This window comes from Variovorax sp. 10N412, from assembly GCF_056394985.1.
Window position 1 is genome coordinate 1 of the sequence record NZ_JBFTIO010000022.1, and the last position, 21,768, is coordinate 21,768.

Sequence of the window (21,768 nt, forward strand, 5' to 3'; positions counted from 1 at the left end):
AGCGGCGGCATCTACAACAACGCCGCGCAGATCTGGAACCACACCTTCTTCTGGAACTGCATGAAGCCGCAGGGCGGCGGTGCACCGACGGGCGCGCTGGCCAAGGCCATCGACGCCAAGTGGGGCAGCTACGACGCGTTCAAGGAAGCCTTCGTGAAGTCGGCCGTGGGCAACTTCGGTTCGGGCTGGACGTGGCTGGTGAAGAAGGCCGACGGTTCGGTGGACATCGTGAACACCGGCGCCGCCGGCACGCCGCTGACCACCGCAGACACCGCGCTGCTGACCGTGGACGTCTGGGAACACGCCTACTACATCGACTACCGCAACCTGCGTCCGAAGTTCGTCGAGACCTTCCTGGCCAAGCTGGCCAACTGGGACTTCGCGGCGAAGAACTTCGGCTGATCCTGGCTGTCGCCAATGAAAAAGCCGACCCGAGGGTCGGCTTTTTTGCGGGCTGCAGGCAGTGGATGCTCAGCGTTTGGTGGCTGTGAACAGTTCGCCGCCGAGTTTGGCACCCTTCTTGATGTTCTTCTTGACGAACCAGCCCTGGTTCATCTCGAGCACGTAACGCACCGGCTCCAATGAGCAATGCGAGTTCTCGGTCATGGGCTGCATGTCGACCAGGTTGACGATGCGACCATCATCAGCAACGAAGGCGGCGGTGAGCGGCAGGATCGTGTTGCGCATCCAGAAGCACTGGGTTGCTGGCTGCTCGAACACGAAGATCATGCCTTCGGCCTGCGGCATTTCCTTGCGGAACATCAAGCCGATTTCACGCTGCTGCGGCGTTTGCGCGATCTGCGCATCGATCTTGTACAGGCCAACCGACAACTGCGTGCGTGGCAGGTCGGTCTGGGGTTGCTGCTGGGCGTGCGCCGATATCATGAAGGACGCAGACACGAGGAGCAGGGCGGCGAAACGCTGGAACATCGGACAACTCTTTCAGGGCGGGATCAAAGCCCGGCCTTCATCAAAACAACCCAATAAAAATGCCCGCTGTTGCGGGCATTGCCGGTGAGCGAGAAAGCTTACACCTTCTTGGCGGTGGCCGTGTGGGCCTTGGCGACGTGGCGAACCTTCTGCTTCTTGACCGCGACGTGCTTCTTGGCAGACACATGCTTAGCAACCTTGGGGGCGGCAGGAGCGGCGGTCGTCGGCGCAGCTTGTTGGGCGAAAGCACCGGCAGCGAAGAGGCCGGCGACCAGGGCTGCGAGCAGCTTGTTCATGAAGAAATCCTTTGAAATACGTTGATCTGGATTGCCCTTCCTGCGGAAGGTACACATTCAACGGAAGCTGCTTCGGCTGGTTGACAGTTGTTTCTGTCCTCAAGACGAAAAAAAAGCGCTCCTAAGAGCGCTTTTTTGTGCGGCCCGCCAATTACTTGGGGGTAGCGCCTTGGGTCGACTTGCGCTTGATGCTGCCGTCCTTGTTGCGACGACGCTGGTCGCGGGTTTCAGCGCGCTTCTCGCCGGAGGCTGCAGCCTTGTCGGCACCGATGGCGCCGCCTTCGGGGGTCTTGGCTTCGTCGCCAGCGGGAGCGGCAACCTTGCCAGCAGGCTTGGAAGCCTTCTTGGCTTCGGCACGTTGCTGCGACTTGCTGTTGGTGGCGTTACCTTGTTCGGGCGTCGTACCAGCCGGGTTTTGGGCATAGGCGCCAGCGGCAAACAGGCCGGCGATCATGACTGCGAGAATTTTGCTCATTGATGATTCCTCTATCGAGAATTGGTTGGAAACGCCTCCCGGCGAGCAGAAGGTCAGCCACTAACGAGGCCGATGGCCTTACGGTTGACAAACGCTTGCTGATGGGTTGCGTCTAAAATGTACAGCGATTTGTTCGCGGGCTGTACAGCGAATCCACGCCGTGTCTGAATTCGCTGACAGTCGTCAAAATTAAGTCAATCCCGGAGTCATCCCCCCCTCATGTCCAGTTATCAGCACATCAAGGTCCCGACCGAAGGTCAGAAGATCACGGTCAACGCAGACAACTCGCTCAATGTGCCTGACGAACCGGTCATTCCCTTCATCGAAGGCGATGGCACCGGCCTGGACATCACCCCCGTCATGCTGAAGGTGGTGGACGCCGCGGTGGCCAAGGCCTACGGCGGCAAGAAAAAGATTCACTGGATGGAGGTGTACGGCGGTGAAAAGGCGACCAAGGTCTACGGCCCCGACGTGTGGCTGCCCGAAGAAACGCTGCACGCCGTTCGGGACTACGTCATCTCCATCAAGGGCCCGCTCACCACGCCCGTCGGCGGCGGCATCCGCTCGCTGAACGTCGCGTTGCGCCAGGAACTCGATCTTTACGTGTGCCTTCGCCCCATCAGGTACTTCAACGGCGTGCCCAGCCCGGTGCGCGAGCCGCACAAGACCAACATGGTGATCTTTCGCGAGAACTCGGAAGATATCTATGCCGGCATCGAATTTGAAGCCGAAAGCGACAAGGCCAAGAAGCTCATCAAGTTCCTGCAGGACGAAATGGGCGTCAAGAAGATCCGCTTCCCCAACACCTCGGGCATCGGCGTCAAGCCCGTGTCGATCGAGGGCACCGAGCGCCTCGTGCGAAAGGCGCTGCAGTACGCCATCGACAACGACAAGCCCAGCGTCACCCTGGTGCACAAGGGCAACATCATGAAGTTCACCGAAGGTGGCTTTCGCGACTGGGGCTATGACCTGGCCGCCAAGGAGTTCGGCGCCGAGCTGATCGACGGCGGCCCGTGGATGAAGTTCAAGAGCCCGAAGACGGGCAAGGACATCACCGTCAAGGACAGCATCGCCGACGCCTTCCTGCAACAAATCTTGCTGCGTCCCGCCGAGTACAGCGTGATCGCCACGCTCAACCTCAACGGCGACTACGTGTCTGACGCATTGGCTGCGCAGGTCGGTGGCATCGGCATCGCCCCTGGCGCGAACATGAGCGACACCGTGGCCATGTTCGAGGCCACCCACGGCACGGCCCCCAAGTACGCCGGCAAGGACTATGTGAACCCCGGCTCCGAAATCCTCTCCGCCGAGATGATGCTGCGGCACATGGGTTGGAAGGAAGCCGCCGACCTGATCATCAGTGCGATGGAGAAGTCGATTGCCAGCAAGAAGGTCACTTATGACTTCGCGCGGCTGATGGATGGCGCCACGCAGGTGAGCTGCTCAGGCTTCGGGCAAGTCATGATCGACAGCATGTAGCTGTTTTCCATTTGCCGATGTCTTGCGACATCGACTGCAAGGCTCTTGAACTTCCGAGGCGGAATTCAAGAGCCTTTTTATTTGTTCACCAGGCGCCGCCTCGTCCTGCGATCAATACTTTAGTAATAGGTAAAAACGGCGGCGCTGGACAAACTTCACGGATTGATCTGCTCCTTTTCTGAGTTAACTATTGGTAGAAACTGTGCGTCTCCGGCACCCCTGGAAGGCACCCAGAATCGCGCTCATTCCAGAAAGCATAGGGAGTGCGGAGTGGTCAAAAAGAGCGCGAAAACAAAGGTGAGGGTGTTGGGTTCGGCGGGCATGTCGGGCGGAGCTGTTGCGCCGCATGCCCAGTCTGGAAGCACCCCATGACGATCGCGCGCCGAGCGCTGTTCGGCAAGCTCAACCTCACCCTGTTTCGCGGCATCGAGTCCGCGACGGCTTTCGCCAGGTTGAGAGGCAATCCCTACGTCGAGCTGACGCATTGGATTCATCAGCTTTGGCAACTCAGCGACAGCGATCTGCATCGCGTTTGCCACCACTACAAGGTCGATTCGCAAGCCGTCGAGAAAGACCTCGCAGCCGCGTTGTCGGCATTGCCATCGGGTGCCACCGCGCTGTGTGACTTCTCCCATCACATCGAGACGGTCATCGAGCGTGCGTGGGTGCTGTCCAGCCTCGAGTTCGGCGATCGCAGCATCCGGGGCGCATGGCTGCTGTGCGCGCTGTTGCAAACGCCCGAGCTGCGTCGCGCGCTGCTCAACATTTCGCCTGCATTCCAGCGCATTCCCGAGAGTCAGTTGGCCGCCTCGCTCGGGGCCCTCATCGCCGGCTCCCCCGAAGAACACGAAGGCCCGCATGACGGCTCTGGCCGGACGCCTGCGATGCCTGGGGAAGCCAGTGGCGCCATGGCTGCTTCCTCTGCCGGCTCGCCTGCCTTGGAAAAGTACTGCACCGATCTGACCGAACGCGCGCGCAGCGGCCAGATTGATCCGGTGATCGGTCGCGCGCACGAAATTCGCACGATGGTCGACATCCTGCTGCGCCGCCGACAGAACAATCCATTGCTGACAGGGGAGGCCGGCGTGGGCAAGACGGCGGTGGTCGAAGGGCTGGCCTTGGCCATTGCCGGCGGCGAGGTGCCGCCAACGCTGCGCGATGCACGCCTGCTGAGCCTCGATGTCGGGGCCCTGCTGGCCGGTGCCAGCATGCGGGGCGAGTTCGAATCGCGCCTGAAATCGTTGCTCCACGAAGCGGGCAGCTCGGCTCAGCCGGTCATTCTCTTCATCGACGAAGTGCACACCTTGATCGGCGCGGGCGGATCGGCCGGCACCGGCGATGCGGCGAATCTGCTCAAGCCCGCGCTCGCGCGCGGCACGCTGCGCACCGTCGGGGCTACGACATGGAGCGAGTACAAGCGCCACATCGAGAAGGACCCGGCGCTGACCCGTCGCTTCCAGACCTTGCAGGTCGCGGAGCCTCAGGAAGCTGCCGCCATCGAGATGGTGCGCGGGCTGGTTGCCACGTTTGCCGCGCATCATGGCGTGACAGTGCTCGACGAGGCGGTGAGGGCTGCGGTCATGCTCTCTCACCGCTACATCCCTGCGCGACAACTGCCCGACAAGGCGATCAGCCTTCTCGACACCGCATGTGCGCGCGTGGCCATGTCGCTGCACACCCCGCCGCCGGTGGTCGATCGACTCCGTGCGCAAATTTCGGCGCTGCATATCGAACTCCACCTGCTGGCGCAGGAGCGTGCTGTCGTGCAGGGCAGCGAGGCCCGGCTGAAGGCCGTCGATGCAGCGAGATCAAGACTGGTGCTTGCAACCAGTGAGCTGGCATCCCAAGAGGCGAGATGGCAAGACGAGTTGGCCGCCGTCCAGCAGATTCACGCATTGAGGAGGAGTGAGGGAGAGCGCGAAGAAGAGCGCAGAGAAGAGGCGGGCTGCGCCGGGGGCATGCCGCTCCCGGTGCAGCTCATCGCCCTGGAGCAGGACCTTGTCTCGCGGCAGCAAAACATGCCGCTGATATTTTCCCAAGTCGACGAATCCGTGGTTGCGTCCGTCGTGGCTGACTGGACCGGTATTCCTGTCGGACGCATGGTGAAGGACGACGTCGCGGCCATCTTCAGCCTGCAGCCCAGCCTGGAAGCGCGGGTCATCGGGCAGGACCATGCGCTTGCCGCGATCGCAGAGCGTGTGCAGATTGCGCGCGCGCGCCTTGCGGATCCGCACAAGCCGGTGGGTGTGTTCTTGCTCGTCGGGCCATCGGGTGTCGGCAAGACCGAAACGGCATTGGCATTGGCGCAGGCCATGTACGGCGGCGAGCAGAACCTCATCACCATCAACATGGGCGAGTTCCAGGAGCCGCATACCGTGTCCACCCTGAAGGGTTCGCCCCCGGGGTACGTGGGTTATGGCGAGGGCGGCGTCTTGACAGAGGCCGTGCGGCGCAAGCCTTACAGCGTGATCCTTCTGGACGAGATCGAGAAAGCCCACCCCGACGTCCACGAAATCTTTTACCAGGTGTTCGACAAAGGCTGGATGGAAGACGGCGAGGGCCGGCACATCGATTTCAGGAACACCACGATCCTGCTGACGAGCAACACGGGGTCGGAGCTCATTTCCGCTTTTTGCGACGGTGTAGCGGTCGTCCCCGACGTCGATGCCTTGCGGGAGCTGATGCAACCAGTTCTGCGCACCGTCTTTCCGGCCGCATTCCTGGGCCGCCTGTCCGTCGTGCCCTACCTGCCTCTGGGCGTCAGTGCCCTGGCCGAGATCGTTGCACTGCATCTGGCCAGGGTGGTCGATCGCATGAAGGAGCAACACGGCATCGAGCTGACCTACACGTCCGCCCTCGTGGCCGAGGTCATCGAGCGATGCGACACCCATGAAGCCGGCGCGCGCCGCCTGATCGGCTTCATCGAGCAGAAGCTGCTGCCCGTGTTGTCGCGGCAATGGCTCGACGCCTTGCGCGAAAGGCGAACGATCACACGAGTGTCGGTCGACGTCAGGGGCGACGCGCCCGCCAGCCAAGGTTCACAAGGAGGTGGCGCCATCGTCTGTCACGCCGAGTACGCCTGATTTTCTCGGGCCGGCGCGCTTCACGCAGCGCTCGCGTCCGATTTCTGTTTCGTCTTTTTTCAGCAGGGAGTTTTCATGGCCAACAACAACAGCAGTCAGAAGTTCATCGCCCGCAATCGGGCGCCACGCGTGCAGATCGAGTACGACGTCGAGATCTATGGGTCGGAAAAAAAGATCGAGCTGCCCTTTGTCATGGGCGTGCTCGCCGACCTTTCAGGCAAGCCAGTCGAGGCGCTGCCACCGGTCGCCGAACGCAAGTTCCTCGACATCGACATCGACAACTTCGACGAACGCATGAAGGCCATCCAGCCGCGGGTCGCGTTCGCCGTGCCCAACACGCTGACGGGCGAAGGCCAACTCATGGTCGACATCACGTTCGAAAGCATCGAAGACTTTTCGCCGGCGGCTGTTGCGCGCAAGGTCGAACCCCTCAGCCGACTGCTCGAAGCGCGCACCCAGCTCGCCAACCTTCAGACCTACATGGACGGCAAGGCTGGAGCGGAAGGTCTGGTCAACAAGCTCCTGCAAGACCCGGCGCTCATGAAGTCGCTGGCCCAGGCGCCCAAGCCTCGCGGTCCGGTTGGCGAAGCGCGTGCCAGCAACGACGAATCCACCGCCGAATCGGCGTCCTGACTCCATCGGACCGAACTTAAAAAATGACCACCAACAGCGATCAAGTGCTCCACGCGACCCCGGCGGCGCGCTACGACCACCCCTCCGACTTCGCGTCCCTGCTGGACATGGAGTTCAAGCCCAAGACCGAAGAGGCCCGAGACGCCGTCGAAGCGGCCGTGCGCACGCTGGCCGAACAGGCGCTCGTCAACGCGGCGACCATGACGGACGATGCCTACAGCAGCATCGAAGCCATCATTGCCGAGATTGACCGCAAGCTCTCCGAGCAGATCAACCTCGTGCTGCACAAGGACGATTTCCAGAAGGTCGAGTCTGCCTGGCGCGGCATGCATCACCTGGTCTACAACACCGAGACGGACGAGAAGCTGAAGATCCGCTTCATGGATCTTTCGAAGGACGAAATGCGCCGCACCATGCGCCGCCACAAGGGCATCGCATGGGATCAAAGCCCCATCTTCAAGCGCGTCTACGAGGAAGAGTACGGCCAACTCGGCGGCGAACTCTACGGTTGCCTTGTGGCCGACTACTACTTCGACCATACGCCCCCCGACGTCGAATTGCTCGGCGCCATCGCGCGAATCTCGGCGGCCTCGCACGCGCCGTTCATTGCGGGCTCCGCGCCGTCGCTACTGGGCATGGAGTCGTGGCAGGAGCTTGCGAATCCCCGCGACCTGGCCAAGATCACGTCGAACCTCGAGCATGCGCCCTGGAATTCGTTGCGCAGCACCGAAGACTCGCGCTACGTCGGGCTCGCCATGCCGCGCTTTCTCTCGCGGCTGCCGTATGGCGCCAAGACCAATCCGGTCGACGAATTCGACTTCGAAGAACAAACCGAAGGCGCCGATCACCGCAACTATGTGTGGAGCAACGCGGCTTATGCCATGGCCGTCAACGTCAACCGCAGCTTCAAGCTCTACGGCTGGTGCACCATGATCCGCGGCGTGGAATCCGGCGGCACGGTAGAGAACCTGCCGTGCCACACCTTCCCCACCGACGACGGTGGATTCGACATGAAGTGCCCGACCGAGATCGCCATCTCCGATCGCCGCGAGGCCGAACTCGCCAAAGCTGGCCTGATTCCTCTGGTACACCGCAAGAACACGGACCATGCGGCCTTCATCGGCGCGCAATCGATGCAGAAGCCGCAGGAATACATGGACCCCGACGCAACGGCCAACGCCAACCTGTCGGCCCGGCTGCCCTATCTGTTTGCCAGCACCCGTTTCGCGCACTACCTGAAGTGCATCGTGCGCGACAAGATCGGCTCGTTCAAGGAGCGCGAGGACATGCAGCGCTGGCTCAACGAATGGATCATGCATTACGTCGATGCCGACCCCGCCAACTCTTCGCAGGAGACCAAGGCGCGCAGGCCGCTCGCTGCTGCCGAAGTGGTGGTGGAAGACATCGAGGGCAATCCGGGCTACTACAGCGCCAAGTTTTTCCTGCGGCCGCACTTCCAGCTCGAAGGCCTCACCGTTTCACTTCGGCTCGTGGCCAAGCTGCCGTCGCTCAAGGAAGCCGCCTGATTCCAGGCGCTGCACATCAATCGAGGAAGTGGCACGCAGATGCCACCGGCCAATTCGTTCAAAAGCGCTGTCAACGGCGCTTGAGCATCTGTCACATCACAAAACAAGTTCAGGGAGTTTTCATGGCACAAGACATTTTTCTGAAAATCAACGGCATCGAAGGTGAGTCGCAGGACACCGACCACAAGAACGAAATCGAGGTGCTGGCCTTCAACTGGAAAGCCTTCCAGGAATCCACCATGCATGCGGGTTCGGGAGGCGGCGCGGGCAAGGCCACCGTCGAAGACCTCGAATTCGATCACTACGTGGACCGCTCGAGCCCCAACCTCATGAAGTACTGCCTCACGGGCAAGCACGTCCAGGAGGCGAAGCTCACCGTCCGCAAAGCCGGCGGCAATCCACTGGAGTACCTGAAGTTCACGTTCTCCGACGTGATCATCACGGCCATCCAGCCTTTCGGCTCGAATGCCGACGAGATGCGCGTCAAGGAGCGCGTGCGCCTGTCGTTCTCGAAGATCAAGCAGGAATACGCGGTGCAGAACGCCCAAGGCGGCAGTGGCGGCGCGGTGACTGCCGGCTACGACATCAAGGGCAACAAAGAGTCCTGAGTCTTCTTCGCCGGGGTTTTGGAGCCCCTCCAGACGTTCCCGGTTCGGGGGCGGGTCGTGCACGTTGCTGCGCGGCCCGCAACCGGTGCGGCCTTTTCGACGAACCGACTTCGCTCTCCACTCTGCTTGATATGGTCTTCAACGTGCCCGATCTCCGGTGGCTTTCCGCTGTGCGTGCGTTCTCGGTCATGGCGCTCACGCTGGCTGTGGCGCTGCCTTCCCGTGCCCAGTTTTCATACCCCAGGGAGCAGACCAAACTCGACATCACGATCACGGCGGACGCGGGGCTCAACCCCGACGACAAGGGGCGGGCGGCCCCGATCCTGGTGCGTATCTACGAGCTGAAGTCCGAGGGCACCTTCGAGTCGGCCGACTACTTCTCGCTCAACGCCAACGACAAGAGCGTCATCGGCAGCGACCTGTTGGTCCGCGACGAATTCGTCCTCCGCCCGGGAGACGTCAAGACCCTGCGTCGCAAATCGCATCCCGACCTGGGCGCCATTGGCGTCATTGCGGGCTACCGGGAGCTTGCGCAAGCCGACTGGCGCGCGGTCCTGAAGATCGATCCAGCGCCCGAAGTCGCATGGTACCGATCGGTCATGCCGGCCAACAAGATCAAGCTGCAGATCGATCTGCAGCCCAAGAGCATCCAGCTCATCACCCTCAAGTGAGCCCCAGGGCTCTCAAGCACAACGGACCATTCATGAGCTGGTACAACAAAGTCGCCTGGAGCGAAGGTCTTTTCCTGCGTCCACAGCTGTTTCAGCAGCAGGAGCGTTACCTCGAACATCTCGCGCACAAGCGGGCGGGCTCGCTCGGTCCCTTCTACTGGGGCTTCACGCACTACGGCATCGACGCCGAGTCCCTGTCGCTGGGCAAGCTCGTGCTCGGCAGCGCCGCGGGTATTTTTTCCGATGGCACGCCTTTCGATGCCCCGGGCCAGACGCTGCCGCCTGCGCCGCTCACCATCCTGCCGGAGCATCTGGAGCAGGTCATCTACCTCGCCGTGCCCATTCGTACGCCCAACGGCGAGGAAACCACCTTCGACGATGTCGCGGCATCCAGCGCTTCGCTCGCACGTTTTTCGGTGTTCGACACCGAATTGCGCGACGCGAACTCCGTCGGGCAAGGACCCAAGACGGTACAGCTGTCCAGGCTGCGCCTGCGGCTGCTGCCGCAGCGCGAACTCACCGATGCCTGGATCGGACTTCCACTTGCAAAGGTCACGGTCCTGCGGTCCGATGGCAGCATCGCGATCGACCCCCATCTGATCCCGCCCGTCTCCGGCTATGGCGCAAGTCCGTTGTTGGCCGACTGGATCACCAATTTGCACGGTCTGTGCAGGCTGCGCGCCCAGTCGCTGGCAGGCCGTCTCAGCGGCAACGACGGCAAGTCGAGCGAATCCGCCGAGGTGTCCGACTTTCTGCTGCTGCAGATCCTCAACCGCTACGAGCCCTTGTTCGAGCACTGGTTGCGTGTGCGGGAAACTTCTCCTGAGGGGGTCTACACAGCGCTGCGCACATTCAGCGGAGAACTCTCCACCTTCGTGCGCGCGAGCACGCGGCGGCCCCAGGCCCACCCGCCTTACCAGCATATCGACCCGTACCTTTCCTTCAAGGAACTGATAGGTGATGCGCAGGCCCTGCTGAACGACGTGTTGGTGCGCAGCGCGCAGAGCATTCCACTGGCCAACCGCGCCAACGGCGTGCGTGTTGCCAGCGTCGAACCGTCGGAGCTCCAGGGCTTTTCCAGCCTGGTGTTTGCTATCGCTGCACACATTCCGCCCGATCAGCTGGCGAGCCAATTTCCTGCACGTTGCAAGGTCGGGCCCAGCGACCGGTTGGCCGAACTCATCCGGTCGCACCTGCCGGGCATCCCGCTGCAAACCCTGCCGGTGCCGCCGCGCCAGATTCCATTCAACGCGGGCTTCGTCTATTTCCAGATCGACCCGCGTGGCCCGCTGTGGGAACACATGGTCAAGCACGGCGGCCTCGCGTTGCATGTGGCTGGCGAGTTTCCAGGCCTGCGAATGGAACTCTGGGGCGTGCGCGAGAAGTGACTTACCGGAGTTGCTCATGACCACAAGCCCGCAGAAGAAACACGTCCAACTGCCCGACGGGCGTGCGGCATCCGTGAACGAGTTCGCCAAGTGCAAGGCCTGGCCTGGCTCATCTTTCCGTTCCGCCCGGCCCCTTCATTCTTGAACGCACCCATGCTCCACAACGAAGAACGCGACGATACCCACGGAGGCGGCGACAGGCGCGAGCCCCATGGCGACCCTCTGGACGGGGCACCCGTGCCTGACGGTCGAGCCGACGGCCCGAGGCTTGTTCCGGAATCCTCGTCGCAAGAGCGGTTGGCCGCTGTCGCAGCTGCCCAGAACCCGCTGCTCGAAGCAGCACAGCCCTTGCTGCGCGCACTTGCCGACATGCCCGCGCAGCTGAGCGACGAGGGCGTGACCGTCTTGCACCGCCTGCTGGAGCGCGAAGTTGCGCGCTTTCAGTCCATCTGCAGCAGTGCGCTCGTCAAGCACGAGCATGTGGTGGCGGCGAGCTATTCCTTGTGCACTGCGCTCGACGAAGCCGCCAACAGCACCGATTGGGGCGGCGGCACGGGCACGGAGGCGGGCATCTGGGCCAACCAGCAGTTGGCTGCCAAGTTTCACGGTGACACCAAGGGTGGCGACAAGTTCTTTCTGCTGGTCGGCCGCCTGGCAGCCAGTCCGCAGGAGCACATCGATCTGCTCGAGCTGATGTACCAGATCCTCGGCCTCGGCTTCGAGGGGCGCTTCAGCACCGCAACCAACGGGCGCAGGCAGCTGGAGACAGTTCGCCACCGGTTGTTCGGCCTGCTGGGTACGGCGCGGGGCGACGTTCCGCAGGACCTGTCCCCGCACTGGAAGGGCGTGGGCGCAGGCAAATTTCGGCTCTTGCGCAGCGTGCCGGTGTGGGTGACGGCGTCGCTGCTGACGCTGATCCTGTTCGGCCTTTTTGCTTGGTACAAGTACCAGCTTCTGCAACTTGGCGCGAACGTGGAAGAGCGTATTGCGGCCATTGGCCGCATGCGGCCGCCGCCTTCCCCCCCGGTCAAGGCCTTGCGCTTGAAGGAGCTTCTGGCACCCGAAATCGCACGCGGCACGGTCAGCGTGGACGAAGACGACCGGCGCAGCGCCGTCACCTTCAAGGGCGACGACATGTTCGTGCCCGGGCAGGCACGCGTGAGCGCGAAGATCCTGCCGGTGCTGGCCAAGGTGGCCGACGAAATCAACCAGGTCTCGGGTTCGGTGAAGGTCACAGGGCATTCGGACAACCAGCCCATCCGCACCCGCGAGTTTCCCAATAACCAGGTGTTGAGCGAAAAGCGCGCGGCAGCCGTGGCGGCTGCTCTGCAGGGCGCCGGCGTGGTGGCATCCCGACTCCAGATCGAAGGGCGCGGCGACACGATACCGATCTCCGACAACGCCACCGCCACCGCCACCGGCCGCGCCAGGAATCGCCGGGTCGACATCGTCGTCACGCAAGGCGACGGCAGCACTGCCGGGTCGTTTGTGCCAAAGGCAGCCACTGCCATCACGCGCGCAACCCGTCGCTAGAGGCAGGTCAGAAAGCTCTCATGCAATACCTCAAACAGTTCGCGACATTCCTTTTTTCGCGCCAGATGCTCGCGTTCGTGGCCATGGTGCTGCTGGCACTGGCGGTCTGGTTCATCGGGCCCTTGCTTGCCGTCGACGGATTGCGTCCATTGGCGACGGTGGGGGTGCGCGTCACCCTCATCGTGCTGCTTCTGGTGCTCGGCATCCTCTGGCTGGTTTCGGGCCCCTACAGCCTCGTGGGAATCGCCGCGCTCTGCCTGCTGGTATGGCACGCAGGGCCTCTGCTGGCCGTCGGAGCGGCCAAGCCGCTGGCACCGGTGTGGGTGCGCGCGGCAATCATTTGTGTGGTCCTTTTGTCGTGCGCGCTCTACTGGCTCTATCGCCTGTGGCAAGCCTTGCGCGACAACCAGGATCTCCTCGCCAAGTTCCTCAGCTTTGGCCGGGATTCGGGCAAGGACGAGACGGCGAAGGAAGAAATCAAGACGCTCACTGCCGCCGTCAACAGGGCTCTCGCGCAGTTGAGAGGCCTGCGCGCACGCGGCGGCCTGTTCCGCTGGCTCGAGGGCAAGCGGCACCTGTACGAGCTGCCCTGGTACATGATCGTCGGCAGCCCCGGCGCCGGCAAAACCACGGCGTTGCTCAATGCCGGACTGCAGTTTCCATTGGCCGGGCAGACTGGCCCTGCGTCGAAGCGCATGGTGCTCACTTCCCGCGGCGGCACATTGCACACGGATTGGTGGTTCACGAACGAGGCGGTGCTGATCGACACCGCCGGCCGTTACACCACGCAGGAAAGCAATCCCGTCACCGATCCGGTCGAATGGCGCGGCTTTCTTGGCCTGTTGCGCAAACACCGCCCGCGCGCCCCGCTCAACGGCGTGATCGTTGCGCTCGATGTGTCAGAACTCCTGACCATGACCGTCTTGGAACGTGCCGAGCAAGCCGGCCGGGTGCGCGACCGGCTCGCCGACCTGCGCGAGGAATTGGGCATCCGTTTTCCGGTGTATGTCGTCGTCACCAAGGTAGACCTGTTGCGCGGATTCGGCGAGTACTTCCAATCGCTCACCAGCGAGGGGCGTACCCAGGCCTGGGGCTTCACCTTGCCTTTCACGGGCATCAAGAGCCCCCGGGCGGGTGCGCAGGGGCGCGCGGCCTTGCGCACACAGATCGAGGTGGAACTGGCGCTGCTTCATGACCGGGTTGCCGCCGGATTGCGCTCCCGTCTGAACGAAGAGTTCGATATTGACCGCCGCAAGCGCCTGTTCGCCTTGCCGCAGGAACTGGCGGGCCTGGCCGAGCCACTGGTCCCGATGCTCGACGAGATTTTCCTGGCTTCTCGCTTCGACCGGACGCAGTTGCACGACACGCTGCGCGGCGTCTATTTCACGAGCGGCGCACAAACCGACCTGGACCTTCCCGCCGTTCCGGACACCTTGTTCCAGCGGCTTCAGCGCAGCCTGGGCGTGCCGCAGCGCAAGGCGGCCGACTCGACGCCCAGCTTCGGGCAGCAGGGCTTCTTTCTCCAGGACGTGCTGACCAAGGTCATCATTCCCGAAGCGCATCTGGTGCGGCCGAACCTGCGCTGGGAGTTTCGATTCAGGCTGCTGCGCCTGTCGGGGCACGCGCTGTGCGTCGTGATCTTTCTCTGGCTGTCCGGGGCGCTGGCGCTGAGCTTCGGTAACAACCATCGGTATCTGAACAGCGTGGGTCAGCGCGCGGACGTGCTGTCTGGCCAGGTTCGCGCGTTGTACGCCAGTTTCAAGCCAGCAGGCATTCCCGACGTGCTCAACGGTGCCAGCGAACTGCCGGCCCACCCGGGGCTCGACATCGACAGCCCGCCGGGCAGTTTCCAGTACGGCCTTTACACCGTGCCACCGGTGGTGGGTGCAACAAGCGAGGCTTACGCTCAGCTGCAGGACCACATGTTGGTTCCGACGATCCTGAAGCGCATGGAAGCCGTGCTGGCGCAGGGTGTGAAAGACGGTGATGCCAAGACCGTCTATGAAACGCTTCGGGTCTACAAGCTGCTGCACGACCGGGAGCGGTATATGAAGGGTGGGGCGCGGGACGTTCGCAACTGGGTGCTCAAGGACTGGGAGACGGCCGACAGCGCCGCGGCCTTCGGTGGGCGTGCTTCGATGGTCGGCCACGTGACAGCCCTTTTTTCAGGTGAGCGCCCGGTGCAGTCGGCGTCATTGCCCAACGAGGGACTGGTACGCGCCGTACAGGATTTTCTCGACAGCAACACCTCGACCCGGCGCGTCTACGAACGCGCCAAGGCCGCCATGCTGCCAGACGCGCCGCAGGAATTCACGTTGATCCGAGCGGTCGGGCCGCAGGCAGGCACCGTGTTCTCGCGCGCCGGCGGACTGCCGCTCGAAAAAGGCATTCCGGGTCTTTTTACCTACGACGGCTATCACGACGTCTTCGACAAGCGCCTGTCCGAGTTCGTCGGCCGGGCGCTCGACGACGATGCCTGGGTGATGGGGCGCGGGGCTGCATCCCCAGGAGTTGCGGGAGGCGCCGGCAAGAAGGCTGTAGCGCTGCTGGACGACACCGCGCGCAAGCTGCAGAACGATCCCCTGCTCGAAGACATCCGTCGTCAGTACCTGAACGAGTATGCCCGGCACTGGGAGACCTTCCTTGATTCGGTGCGCACGGTCAGCGCCAGCGATGCCACCGGCACCAGCCTGGGCTTCGATCTGAACGTGCTGCGCCAGTTCGCCGCGCCCGATTCGCCGTTGGCGCGGTTGGCGCGCGCGGCAGCCAGGGAGACGACACTGTCGCGCCCGCTGGTCGTTCGCGCGCAGGAGGAGAAAGGCTTTCTCGACAAGGCCACCGACGAGCTCAACAAGCAGACGGGCGCATTGGGCAGAAACCTCGGTATTCGCGCGGAAGAGCGGCTCGAAAAGCAGATCGTGGACAGTCGCTTCGCCGCGCTTCGGGAAGTGGTCACGGGACAACCCGACATCGGCGCAGGCAGTGTCGGTGCAGCCGGTGCCAAGCCCGGGCTGGAAACCATCTCCGGTCTTGTCAACGAGTTCTACACCTTGCTGGTTGTCGCGGACACGGCGCTTGCGGCCGGCAGCTTGCCGCCCGGCGGCAGTGAAGTCGGCGCGCGCCTGAAGCTGGAGGCCGGGAAACTCCCGGCGCCTTTCCGTGAGGTGCTGACCGCGCTGGCCACCAGCGGCGGCGACAAGGTCGTGCTGGGCACCGCAGGCATCCTGCGCAGCCAGGCCCAGTTGCAGCTCGACCGCATCATGGGCCTGATGGCCCTGCAGGTCAGTGAACCCTGCAAGCGAGGCGTGGAAGGCCGCTATCCGCTCGCCGCGGTGGCGCAGGACGCTTCGATCGAAGACTTCACCCTGGTGTTTTCCGCTGGCGGTGCCGCCGACGAGTTCTTCAACAAGTACCTGGCGTCGTATGTAGACACCAGCGTGCGTCCGTGGCGCTACAAGGACCCGAACACGGCCAACGCCATGGTCGGCGCGGAAGGCGCTGCCCAGGGCGTGGCCCCCGCGCCCGCCACCACCGGCCCGACCTTGCTGGGCGAGCTGCTCAAGCTGCTGGCCCAGAGCGGGCCGAACCTCGATGCGTTCTATCGGGCGCAGCAGATCCGCGACCTGTTCTTTCGCGACGCCGGCGGAAAGAAATTCGCCTGGAAGATGGATCTGCGCGTGCTCGAGCTCGAACCGGGCATCACCGACCTGGTCATCGACATCGACGGGCAGGGCCAACGCTACGTGCATGGTCCGGTCCAGGCCCTTCCCGTGAGCTGGCCCGGACCCCGCGGCGGCGCCATGGCGGAGATCACCGCCAACCCTCGCGTTTCCGGACCGACCTCGACCGTGCTGGTCAACGGTCCGTGGGCACTCTTCCGGCTGCTCGAGAAAGGGCGCATCGTGAACACCGCGACGCCGGGCCGATTGAGCGTGGAGTACACCTTCGACGGACGCAAGGCGCTGATCGACATCAACGCCGCAAGCCAGCCCAATCCGCTCGGCAGCGATGTGCTGAAGGGCTTTCGTTGCCCCGGCAGGGCGGCCTGATCGTGTGGGCGCGAATGCTCGATGTCTGGGGCATCACGCCGCCGGCCATCTGGGGGAAATTGCCGAATCACACGGATTTCGTGCGAAGTGGCATGCGTCACGGTGAGCTGGAAGCATGGGCGTCCTGGCTGGACGGCCAGGCCCCGAATGCGGGTGCCGACGCGTCGGCCAAGGCCGTTGCCCTGCCTGCTGCCTTTGTCTTGCCGCCCGGCACCCTGGCATTTGCGCAGCGCCGGTTCGTGCTGGGTGTGATTGCGCCGTCGATCGACAGGGTAGGGCGCCACCATCCGTTGGTGGTCTACCAGCAAGCCCATCCGCGCTGGGTGCTGAAACACTTCGAGGTCCAACTGCGGCAGCCACGCGACTGGCAGTTCTGGCTGGCCCGCGCGGTGGCGCGTCACACGCGTGCGGAAGGGCCAGCCGATCTGGCCGCGATCGAGCGCACGGTGAAGGCGTTGTGGCGCGATCAGAGGCACGCGCCGACAGCGGCGGGTACCCCGGCCTGCAACGAATTCGAGACCGCGGTGCGAGTCCGCCGCACACAAGGGCTGCTCGACCAGTGGGCAGGCGCTGCGCCCCAGGACGACCTGGGCGGCCAACTGCATGGCGTTCGCTTCCTGCCGTGGGCCGACTGGCCACAGCGCCTGTCGGGTGCATGCGTCGAGAGTGCGTTCTGGCAGCAGGACGTTCATGGGCGTTTCGTGGGCGCGGCCAACCGGCTGCAAAAACTTTGGGGCGGCGTGCCATGAACACCGAGCGTCCTGCGGATGCTTCCCCGAAAGAGAGCGAGCAGCCCGCGCCCCTGCGCCTTCGACTGACGCACAGCGGCGGCGAGGCGCGCTGCGGCGTGCTGTGCATCCCCGTGGGCGGATCGGGAATGAGTGACGCGCTGGCGTTGAGCGGTGAGCGTCACAGCGATGCCCAATGGCGCCTGGCCAACCTGTGCCGCATTCAATGGGACAACGGTCACGGCCGCTGGCAACTGTTGAACAACAGCCACACGCTGCTGTGCGTGCGCAACGGGCAGCGCGTGCCGCCCGCGTGCCCCGTGCCCGTCGCCGCAGGCGATGTGCTGGAGCTGGGCCTGTTGCGCTTCGTGGTGGAACCTTGGAACGACCCGTCCATCGCGCACGAGCCTGCCATCGTCGCAGACCAGGTGGACAGGGCCGCGACACCCGATGAACACACCGCGCCAAGTTTCGATTGGCACGATCTGGCCGGTTGCCCGCAAGACAGTGGCGTCATCGGTTCTCAGGATGGTGCGCACATCGATCCCTTCGCCGTGCTCGGGATTGCAGGTGCGCAGTCTCGCTCCACGGCAGACGTGCTGACAGCCTTGCTGGGCGAGTCGCCGCCGCCCGAGCGGCGCGCAATGCACGCGGTCCGCGCTGAAATATCGCTGACCGCTCTTGGCGGCCCCAAGTCCTTGCTCGACGACCTGAACGATGAATTCGTGCGCGTCGTCAGCGATCCTGATCAGCTTGCCGGTCGTACCGACTGGGAGGGCATCTTCGCCATCGACGGCGAGCCCGCGCCCACGCTGGACGAACTCAGCAAGCAGGCCGAACCCTATCCCATGCTGCGCGACATCGTGCTGCCGCGAGAGGGCATCGACCGAATCATCGATGGCTTCGAACCGCTCGACCAATCCACGTTGCTCGACGCGCCGAACACGGAAGACGTGCTGAGCCTGTTCGCTCCCGAACTGGCCCGCGATGCGCAGGCCGCATTGCCCAGCCTGACACGCAGAGAGCACCACCAACTGTCGCCTGACAGCCATGTCCGCCTCGGCACGGCCCGTGCCATCGCGAACGGCCACGGCAGCGACAGCGACAAGGGAGGCGCCGCGTGAAGCCGGACGCCGGACTGGCCCTGCAGCCCATGCTCGAACGACTGCGCCAAGCGCCGTGGAAGTTCGGGTTTTTCTCCTTGCTTCGCCGGTTGGGGGCATCCCATGTGCAGCAACCTCCGATCGGGCTGGCGAACCGGCCTCAGCAGGAGCCGTTTCGCCTGGGCCAGACGGCTGCATTGATCTTCGCGCCCCGCGAGATCGCGCAAGCCGTGCTGCCCGGGGAGGCGCAGGCTCGCGTGCCTGGCGCTGCGCCGCCCCGCTCCGGGAACAACCCGCTGCTTCCGATGGTGCGCGTGTACGGCCTTGGCATGCTGGGACCGAACGGGCCGTTGCCGCTCCACTACACCGAAATCGTTCGCGATCGCAGCGAGAACCACAACGACACGACGCTCGCTGATTTTCTCGATCTGTTTCACCACCGCTACCTGACGCACATGTACCGCGCATGGGCCCAGAGCCAGGCCGCGGCGGGCCTCGATCGTGCCGGCGACGAGGTCTTCAGCCGCTACGTGGCACGCTTGACGGGCCACGATCCGCTGGAGATCCGGGACTCGGTGCTGCCCGCGCACGCCCGGCTCGCGGCATCGACGCACTTGGCGCGGGAGTCCCGCAATCCCGACGGACTGGCCGCCGCGCTGGCGCGCTTCTTCGCGGTGCCTGTGCAATTGCAGGAGTTCGTGTTGCACTGGATTCGCATCGACGACGAAGACCGGAGCCATCTGGGACAGGCACGCGCCTCCAGTGTCATGGGCGTGGGCGCAATGGCGGGCGAGGTCGTGGCCGACCGGCAGAACAAGTTCCGGCTCGTGCTCGGGCCGCTGAGCCTCGACCAGTACCTGCGCTTCACGCCGCAGGGACGCGACCTGCCCTTGCTCGTGGAGTGGGTTCGGGGCTTCGTCGGCTATGAATTCGTGTGGGAGGTCGAACTGCGCGTGCACAACGAGAGCACGCCGCCCGCACGGCTCGAGGACAAGGAAAAGCTCGGCTGGTCGACGTGGCTGGGAGGGGCCGAAGGCGCGATGGGGCCCGGCGACAACACGGTCGGCATGGTGTTCGAGCCCGAGCAGTACATCGGTTCCCGTTCTTCTCACGATGCCGCGCGCGCTGCGTTTGGCGTCTTTTCTCCTGCCAATCCATGATCCTCGTCACCCCCTCCGAAGATTCTTCCGTCACCTTGCCGCTCAGCCCGACCGCTCCGTGCGGTCCCAGCCTGGAGTACGACTCGGAGTACGCGGTCCTGCTTTCGCGCCTGTCGCCGCGCGGGGATGCGCAATATGGCGAGTTCGTGGGCGTGCCGGACGCGCCGAACTGGGCCGACATCGAGCGGGACTGCCGGCGCTTGCTGTCGAGGACCCGGGATATCAACCTGTTCGTCTGGGTCTGCAGGGCCCGCACGCGGCTCGCCCAGGCGGCAGGACTCGCCCCCGCCCTGGCCGCCTTGGCTGAAGCCTTGCAGGCCTGGCCGGACGCGATTCACCCGCAACTGGTCGTGGAGGGCGAGCGCGATCCGGCCGTGCGTGCCAATGCGCTGGCGGCGTTGGCCGACCCCGAGGGCCTGCTGGGTGACGTGCGCGAGATCGTTGTGGCGGCGAACGCCGCGCGTCACCTGACCGTGCGGGAGGTCGAGCGCGCCTTCGCCGTGCCTCGGCAGGTCGGCTCTCCCAGCCCGGAGTGGATGGCGCAGCAACTGGATGGCTTGCGTCGGTCCGCCGTCGACGATGCCGAAGCCCCCGTCAGTCTGCTTGCGGCGGCGTCGAAGGCTGCACGAGAGATCGCCGCGTGGTCAGCGAGCAACCTGGGGCCGGACGCGCCATCGCTGCAGGCGTTGTGCGTCCTGCTGGCGCCGTTCGAGCTGCCTGAACCGCAGGGTGAGGCCGAACCGACCGAACGCGCTGAGGCCAACAGGCGCATCGAGAGACCGCCCAGCCCGTCCGCGCTTTCGCGCGACGATGTCCGCGACAGCATCCGTGACGCCCGCGAATGGTTCGAGGTCCACGAGCCCAGCAGCCCGGTCGCCGTCCTGCTCGGGCAGGCCGAGCGAATGGTCGGGCGACGCTTCTCGGAGGTGGCCGACGCAATTCCGCTCGATCTCGTGCGCAAATGGGACGCCGCGGGGGAGGGGGCTCGATGACTGCCCTCCTGCTCGGACTGCCCCTCGTCTGCTTCGTTGTCGGGATGCTCGGGGCTTTGCTGGCTGCCTGGCTTTGTGCGCGCAGTTCCCGTGCGCAGTTGGAGACCCAGCGGCATGCGTTCGAGCTGGCTCGCGAAAAGGCGGAGCGGGACCTGCACCAGGCCTTGCTGTGCGTGCCTCAGTGGATGCAGCAAACGGTTCGTGTGGAGCTCGAGTTCCTGAGCAGACAGCAAACCGAGCGATGGAAGGAGCTGGTGAGCGACCAGCACCGTTGGCAGGCCGTGCAGGACGGCCTGCGCGAGGCCGAATGGCAGGCCCTGCTGACGGGCTCGCCGGCCCGGCGCCCTCCGATGGTGCCGGGTCCGGTGTATGCCGCCCGGGCGCCATCTGGTCAGGCGGTGCCTTTGACCTCGCTTGCCAAGTCACCCGAGCCGCAAAAAATCAACGATCCCCTGCCACGTCCCGCGGCTGAACCTGAGCAGGAGCTGACCGACGAGGAAATCGACGCCTTGCCGCCCGATTTGCCAATGCCCGCGCGGGTGCCCGGCAGAAAATTGCAGGCACCCAAGAGGCCCGTCCTGCGCAATTTATGAAAGACCGGCGGCCCGCCGGTTTTTTTATGGGCGATTTCTGTTGTCGCACACGCCGCAAGGGCCTTGATTTGTCGAATACGCGCCACCAAGTCTCTCTGCGTCGGCACGGTGCTTGCACGCTCTATAGAATCTTTTTCATGGCAACGAGAATTCCCAAGACTCCCAACACTCCACCGGCGCAGAAACCCGCTGGGGACGACGGAGATTCGGTCGTCCTGGAGCGCCGGCCGCAGAAAACTGCGCCGCCTCAGATGTACCAGGTGGTCATGCTGAACGACGACTACACCCCCATGGAGTTCGTGATCGTCGTTTTGCAGGAATATTTCAGCAAGGATCGCGAAAGTGCGACCCAGATCATGCTCAAGATCCACCTCGATGGCCGCGGCGTCTGTGGGGTCTATTCCCGCGACATGGCAGCCACCAAGGTCAACCAGGTGATGGAAGCGGCCCAGCAAGCCGGGCATCCGCTGCAATGCGTCAGCGAGCCGGTTGCATGAACCAGTTGAATTGCGCAAGCTACA

At 64.1% G+C, this 21,768-nt stretch carries 19 protein-coding genes; 16 read left to right on the forward strand and 3 right to left on the reverse strand.

The features are described from left to right. The coding region (locus AC1DJH_RS30340) for a superoxide dismutase (protein WP_478185497.1) at positions 1-402 on the forward strand (402 nt) is incomplete at its 5' end. A 69-nt stretch (positions 403-471) separates the two neighbouring features. Here AC1DJH_RS30340 and AC1DJH_RS30345 read toward each other — a convergent pair. The 3 genes from AC1DJH_RS30345 to AC1DJH_RS30355 all read right to left on the reverse strand — a co-directional run bounded on the left by AC1DJH_RS30345 (position 472) and on the right by AC1DJH_RS30355 (position 1,701). Next, entirely contained in the window at positions 472-930 is a 459-nt protein-coding gene (locus tag AC1DJH_RS30345; RefSeq protein ID WP_478188243.1) for a DUF192 domain-containing protein, read from the reverse strand. Between the two features lie 98 nt (positions 931-1,028). Next, positions 1,029-1,226, reverse strand: a complete 198-nt coding sequence (locus AC1DJH_RS30350; RefSeq protein ID WP_435444060.1) for a hypothetical protein — start codon at positions 1,224-1,226, stop codon at positions 1,029-1,031. 151 nt (positions 1,227-1,377) lie between these two features. Next, on the reverse strand, positions 1,378-1,701 hold the full coding sequence (locus AC1DJH_RS30355; protein ID WP_435487091.1) for a cell envelope biogenesis protein TolA: 324 nt from the start codon (positions 1,699-1,701) through the stop codon (positions 1,378-1,380). Between the two features lie 219 nt (positions 1,702-1,920). Here AC1DJH_RS30355 and icd point away from each other — a divergent pair, with 219 nt between their 5' ends. From icd to clpS, 15 genes are all read left to right on the forward strand, one after another. Next, positions 1,921-3,180 carry an NADP-dependent isocitrate dehydrogenase gene (icd, locus tag AC1DJH_RS30360; RefSeq protein ID WP_472112538.1) on the forward strand — a complete coding sequence of 420 codons (1,260 nt, stop codon included), beginning with the start codon at positions 1,921-1,923 and terminating at the stop codon, positions 3,178-3,180. Positions 3,181-3,548: 368 nt separating this feature from the next. Then, positions 3,549-6,263 carry a type VI secretion system ATPase TssH gene (gene tssH / locus AC1DJH_RS30365; protein ID WP_478188244.1) on the forward strand — a complete coding sequence of 905 codons (2,715 nt, stop codon included), beginning with the start codon at positions 3,549-3,551 and terminating at the stop codon, positions 6,261-6,263. A gap of 75 nt (positions 6,264-6,338) precedes the next feature. Further along, the gene (gene tssB, locus AC1DJH_RS30370) at positions 6,339-6,896 is read left to right on the forward strand and encodes a type VI secretion system contractile sheath small subunit (RefSeq protein WP_478188245.1); all 558 of its coding nucleotides are present in this window, start codon (positions 6,339-6,341) and stop codon (positions 6,894-6,896) included. A 23-nt stretch (positions 6,897-6,919) separates the two neighbouring features. Further along, the gene (gene tssC / locus AC1DJH_RS30375) at positions 6,920-8,422 is read left to right on the forward strand and encodes a type VI secretion system contractile sheath large subunit (protein ID WP_478188246.1); all 1,503 of its coding nucleotides are present in this window, start codon (positions 6,920-6,922) and stop codon (positions 8,420-8,422) included. A 122-nt stretch (positions 8,423-8,544) separates the two neighbouring features. Further along, a complete protein-coding gene (locus AC1DJH_RS30380) occupies positions 8,545-9,030 on the forward strand; it encodes an Hcp family type VI secretion system effector (protein ID WP_472112527.1) in 486 nt (161 codons plus the stop codon). A gap of 131 nt (positions 9,031-9,161) precedes the next feature. Next, positions 9,162-9,701, forward strand: a complete 540-nt coding sequence (gene tssJ / locus AC1DJH_RS30385; protein ID WP_478188247.1) for a type VI secretion system lipoprotein TssJ — start codon at positions 9,162-9,164, stop codon at positions 9,699-9,701. Positions 9,702-9,733: 32 nt separating this feature from the next. After that, positions 9,734-11,089: a type VI secretion system baseplate subunit TssK gene (gene tssK / locus AC1DJH_RS30390; protein ID WP_478188248.1), complete on the forward strand. Its 1,356-nt coding sequence runs from the start codon at positions 9,734-9,736 to the stop codon at positions 11,087-11,089. Positions 11,090-11,242: 153 nt separating this feature from the next. Continuing rightward, a complete protein-coding gene (gene tssL / locus AC1DJH_RS30395) occupies positions 11,243-12,622 on the forward strand; it encodes a type VI secretion system protein TssL, long form (protein WP_478188249.1) in 1,380 nt (459 codons plus the stop codon). A 20-nt stretch (positions 12,623-12,642) separates the two neighbouring features. After that, positions 12,643-16,671 (forward strand): type VI secretion system membrane subunit TssM, encoded by a 4,029-nt coding sequence (gene tssM, locus AC1DJH_RS30400; RefSeq protein ID WP_478188250.1) that lies wholly within the window; start codon positions 12,643-12,645, stop codon positions 16,669-16,671. Between the two features lie 14 nt (positions 16,672-16,685). Beyond that, a complete protein-coding gene (gene tagF, locus AC1DJH_RS30405; protein ID WP_478188251.1) occupies positions 16,686-17,420 on the forward strand; it encodes a type VI secretion system-associated protein TagF in 735 nt (244 codons plus the stop codon). After that, a complete protein-coding gene (locus tag AC1DJH_RS30410) occupies positions 17,417-18,523 on the forward strand; it encodes a TagK domain-containing protein (protein ID WP_478188252.1) in 1,107 nt (368 codons plus the stop codon). The genes tagF and AC1DJH_RS30410 overlap by 4 nt, the downstream gene beginning before the upstream one ends. Before the next feature lie 29 nt (positions 18,524-18,552). After that, on the forward strand, positions 18,553-19,662 hold the full coding sequence (gene tssG, locus AC1DJH_RS30415; protein WP_478188305.1) for a type VI secretion system baseplate subunit TssG: 1,110 nt from the start codon (positions 18,553-18,555) through the stop codon (positions 19,660-19,662). Next, complete coding sequence (locus AC1DJH_RS30420) at positions 19,659-20,654, forward strand: type VI secretion system protein TssA (protein ID WP_478188253.1); 996 nt, start codon at positions 19,659-19,661, stop codon at positions 20,652-20,654. The genes tssG and AC1DJH_RS30420 overlap by 4 nt, the downstream gene beginning before the upstream one ends. Beyond that, positions 20,651-21,247 carry a hypothetical protein gene (locus AC1DJH_RS30425; RefSeq protein WP_478188254.1) on the forward strand — a complete coding sequence of 199 codons (597 nt, stop codon included), beginning with the start codon at positions 20,651-20,653 and terminating at the stop codon, positions 21,245-21,247. Before AC1DJH_RS30420 ends, AC1DJH_RS30425 begins: the two co-directional genes overlap by 4 nt. Before the next feature lie 137 nt (positions 21,248-21,384). Further along, on the forward strand, positions 21,385-21,744 hold the full coding sequence (gene clpS, locus AC1DJH_RS30430) for an ATP-dependent Clp protease adapter ClpS (RefSeq protein ID WP_435447940.1): 360 nt from the start codon (positions 21,385-21,387) through the stop codon (positions 21,742-21,744). The last annotated feature ends 24 nt before the right edge of the window (positions 21,745-21,768 follow it).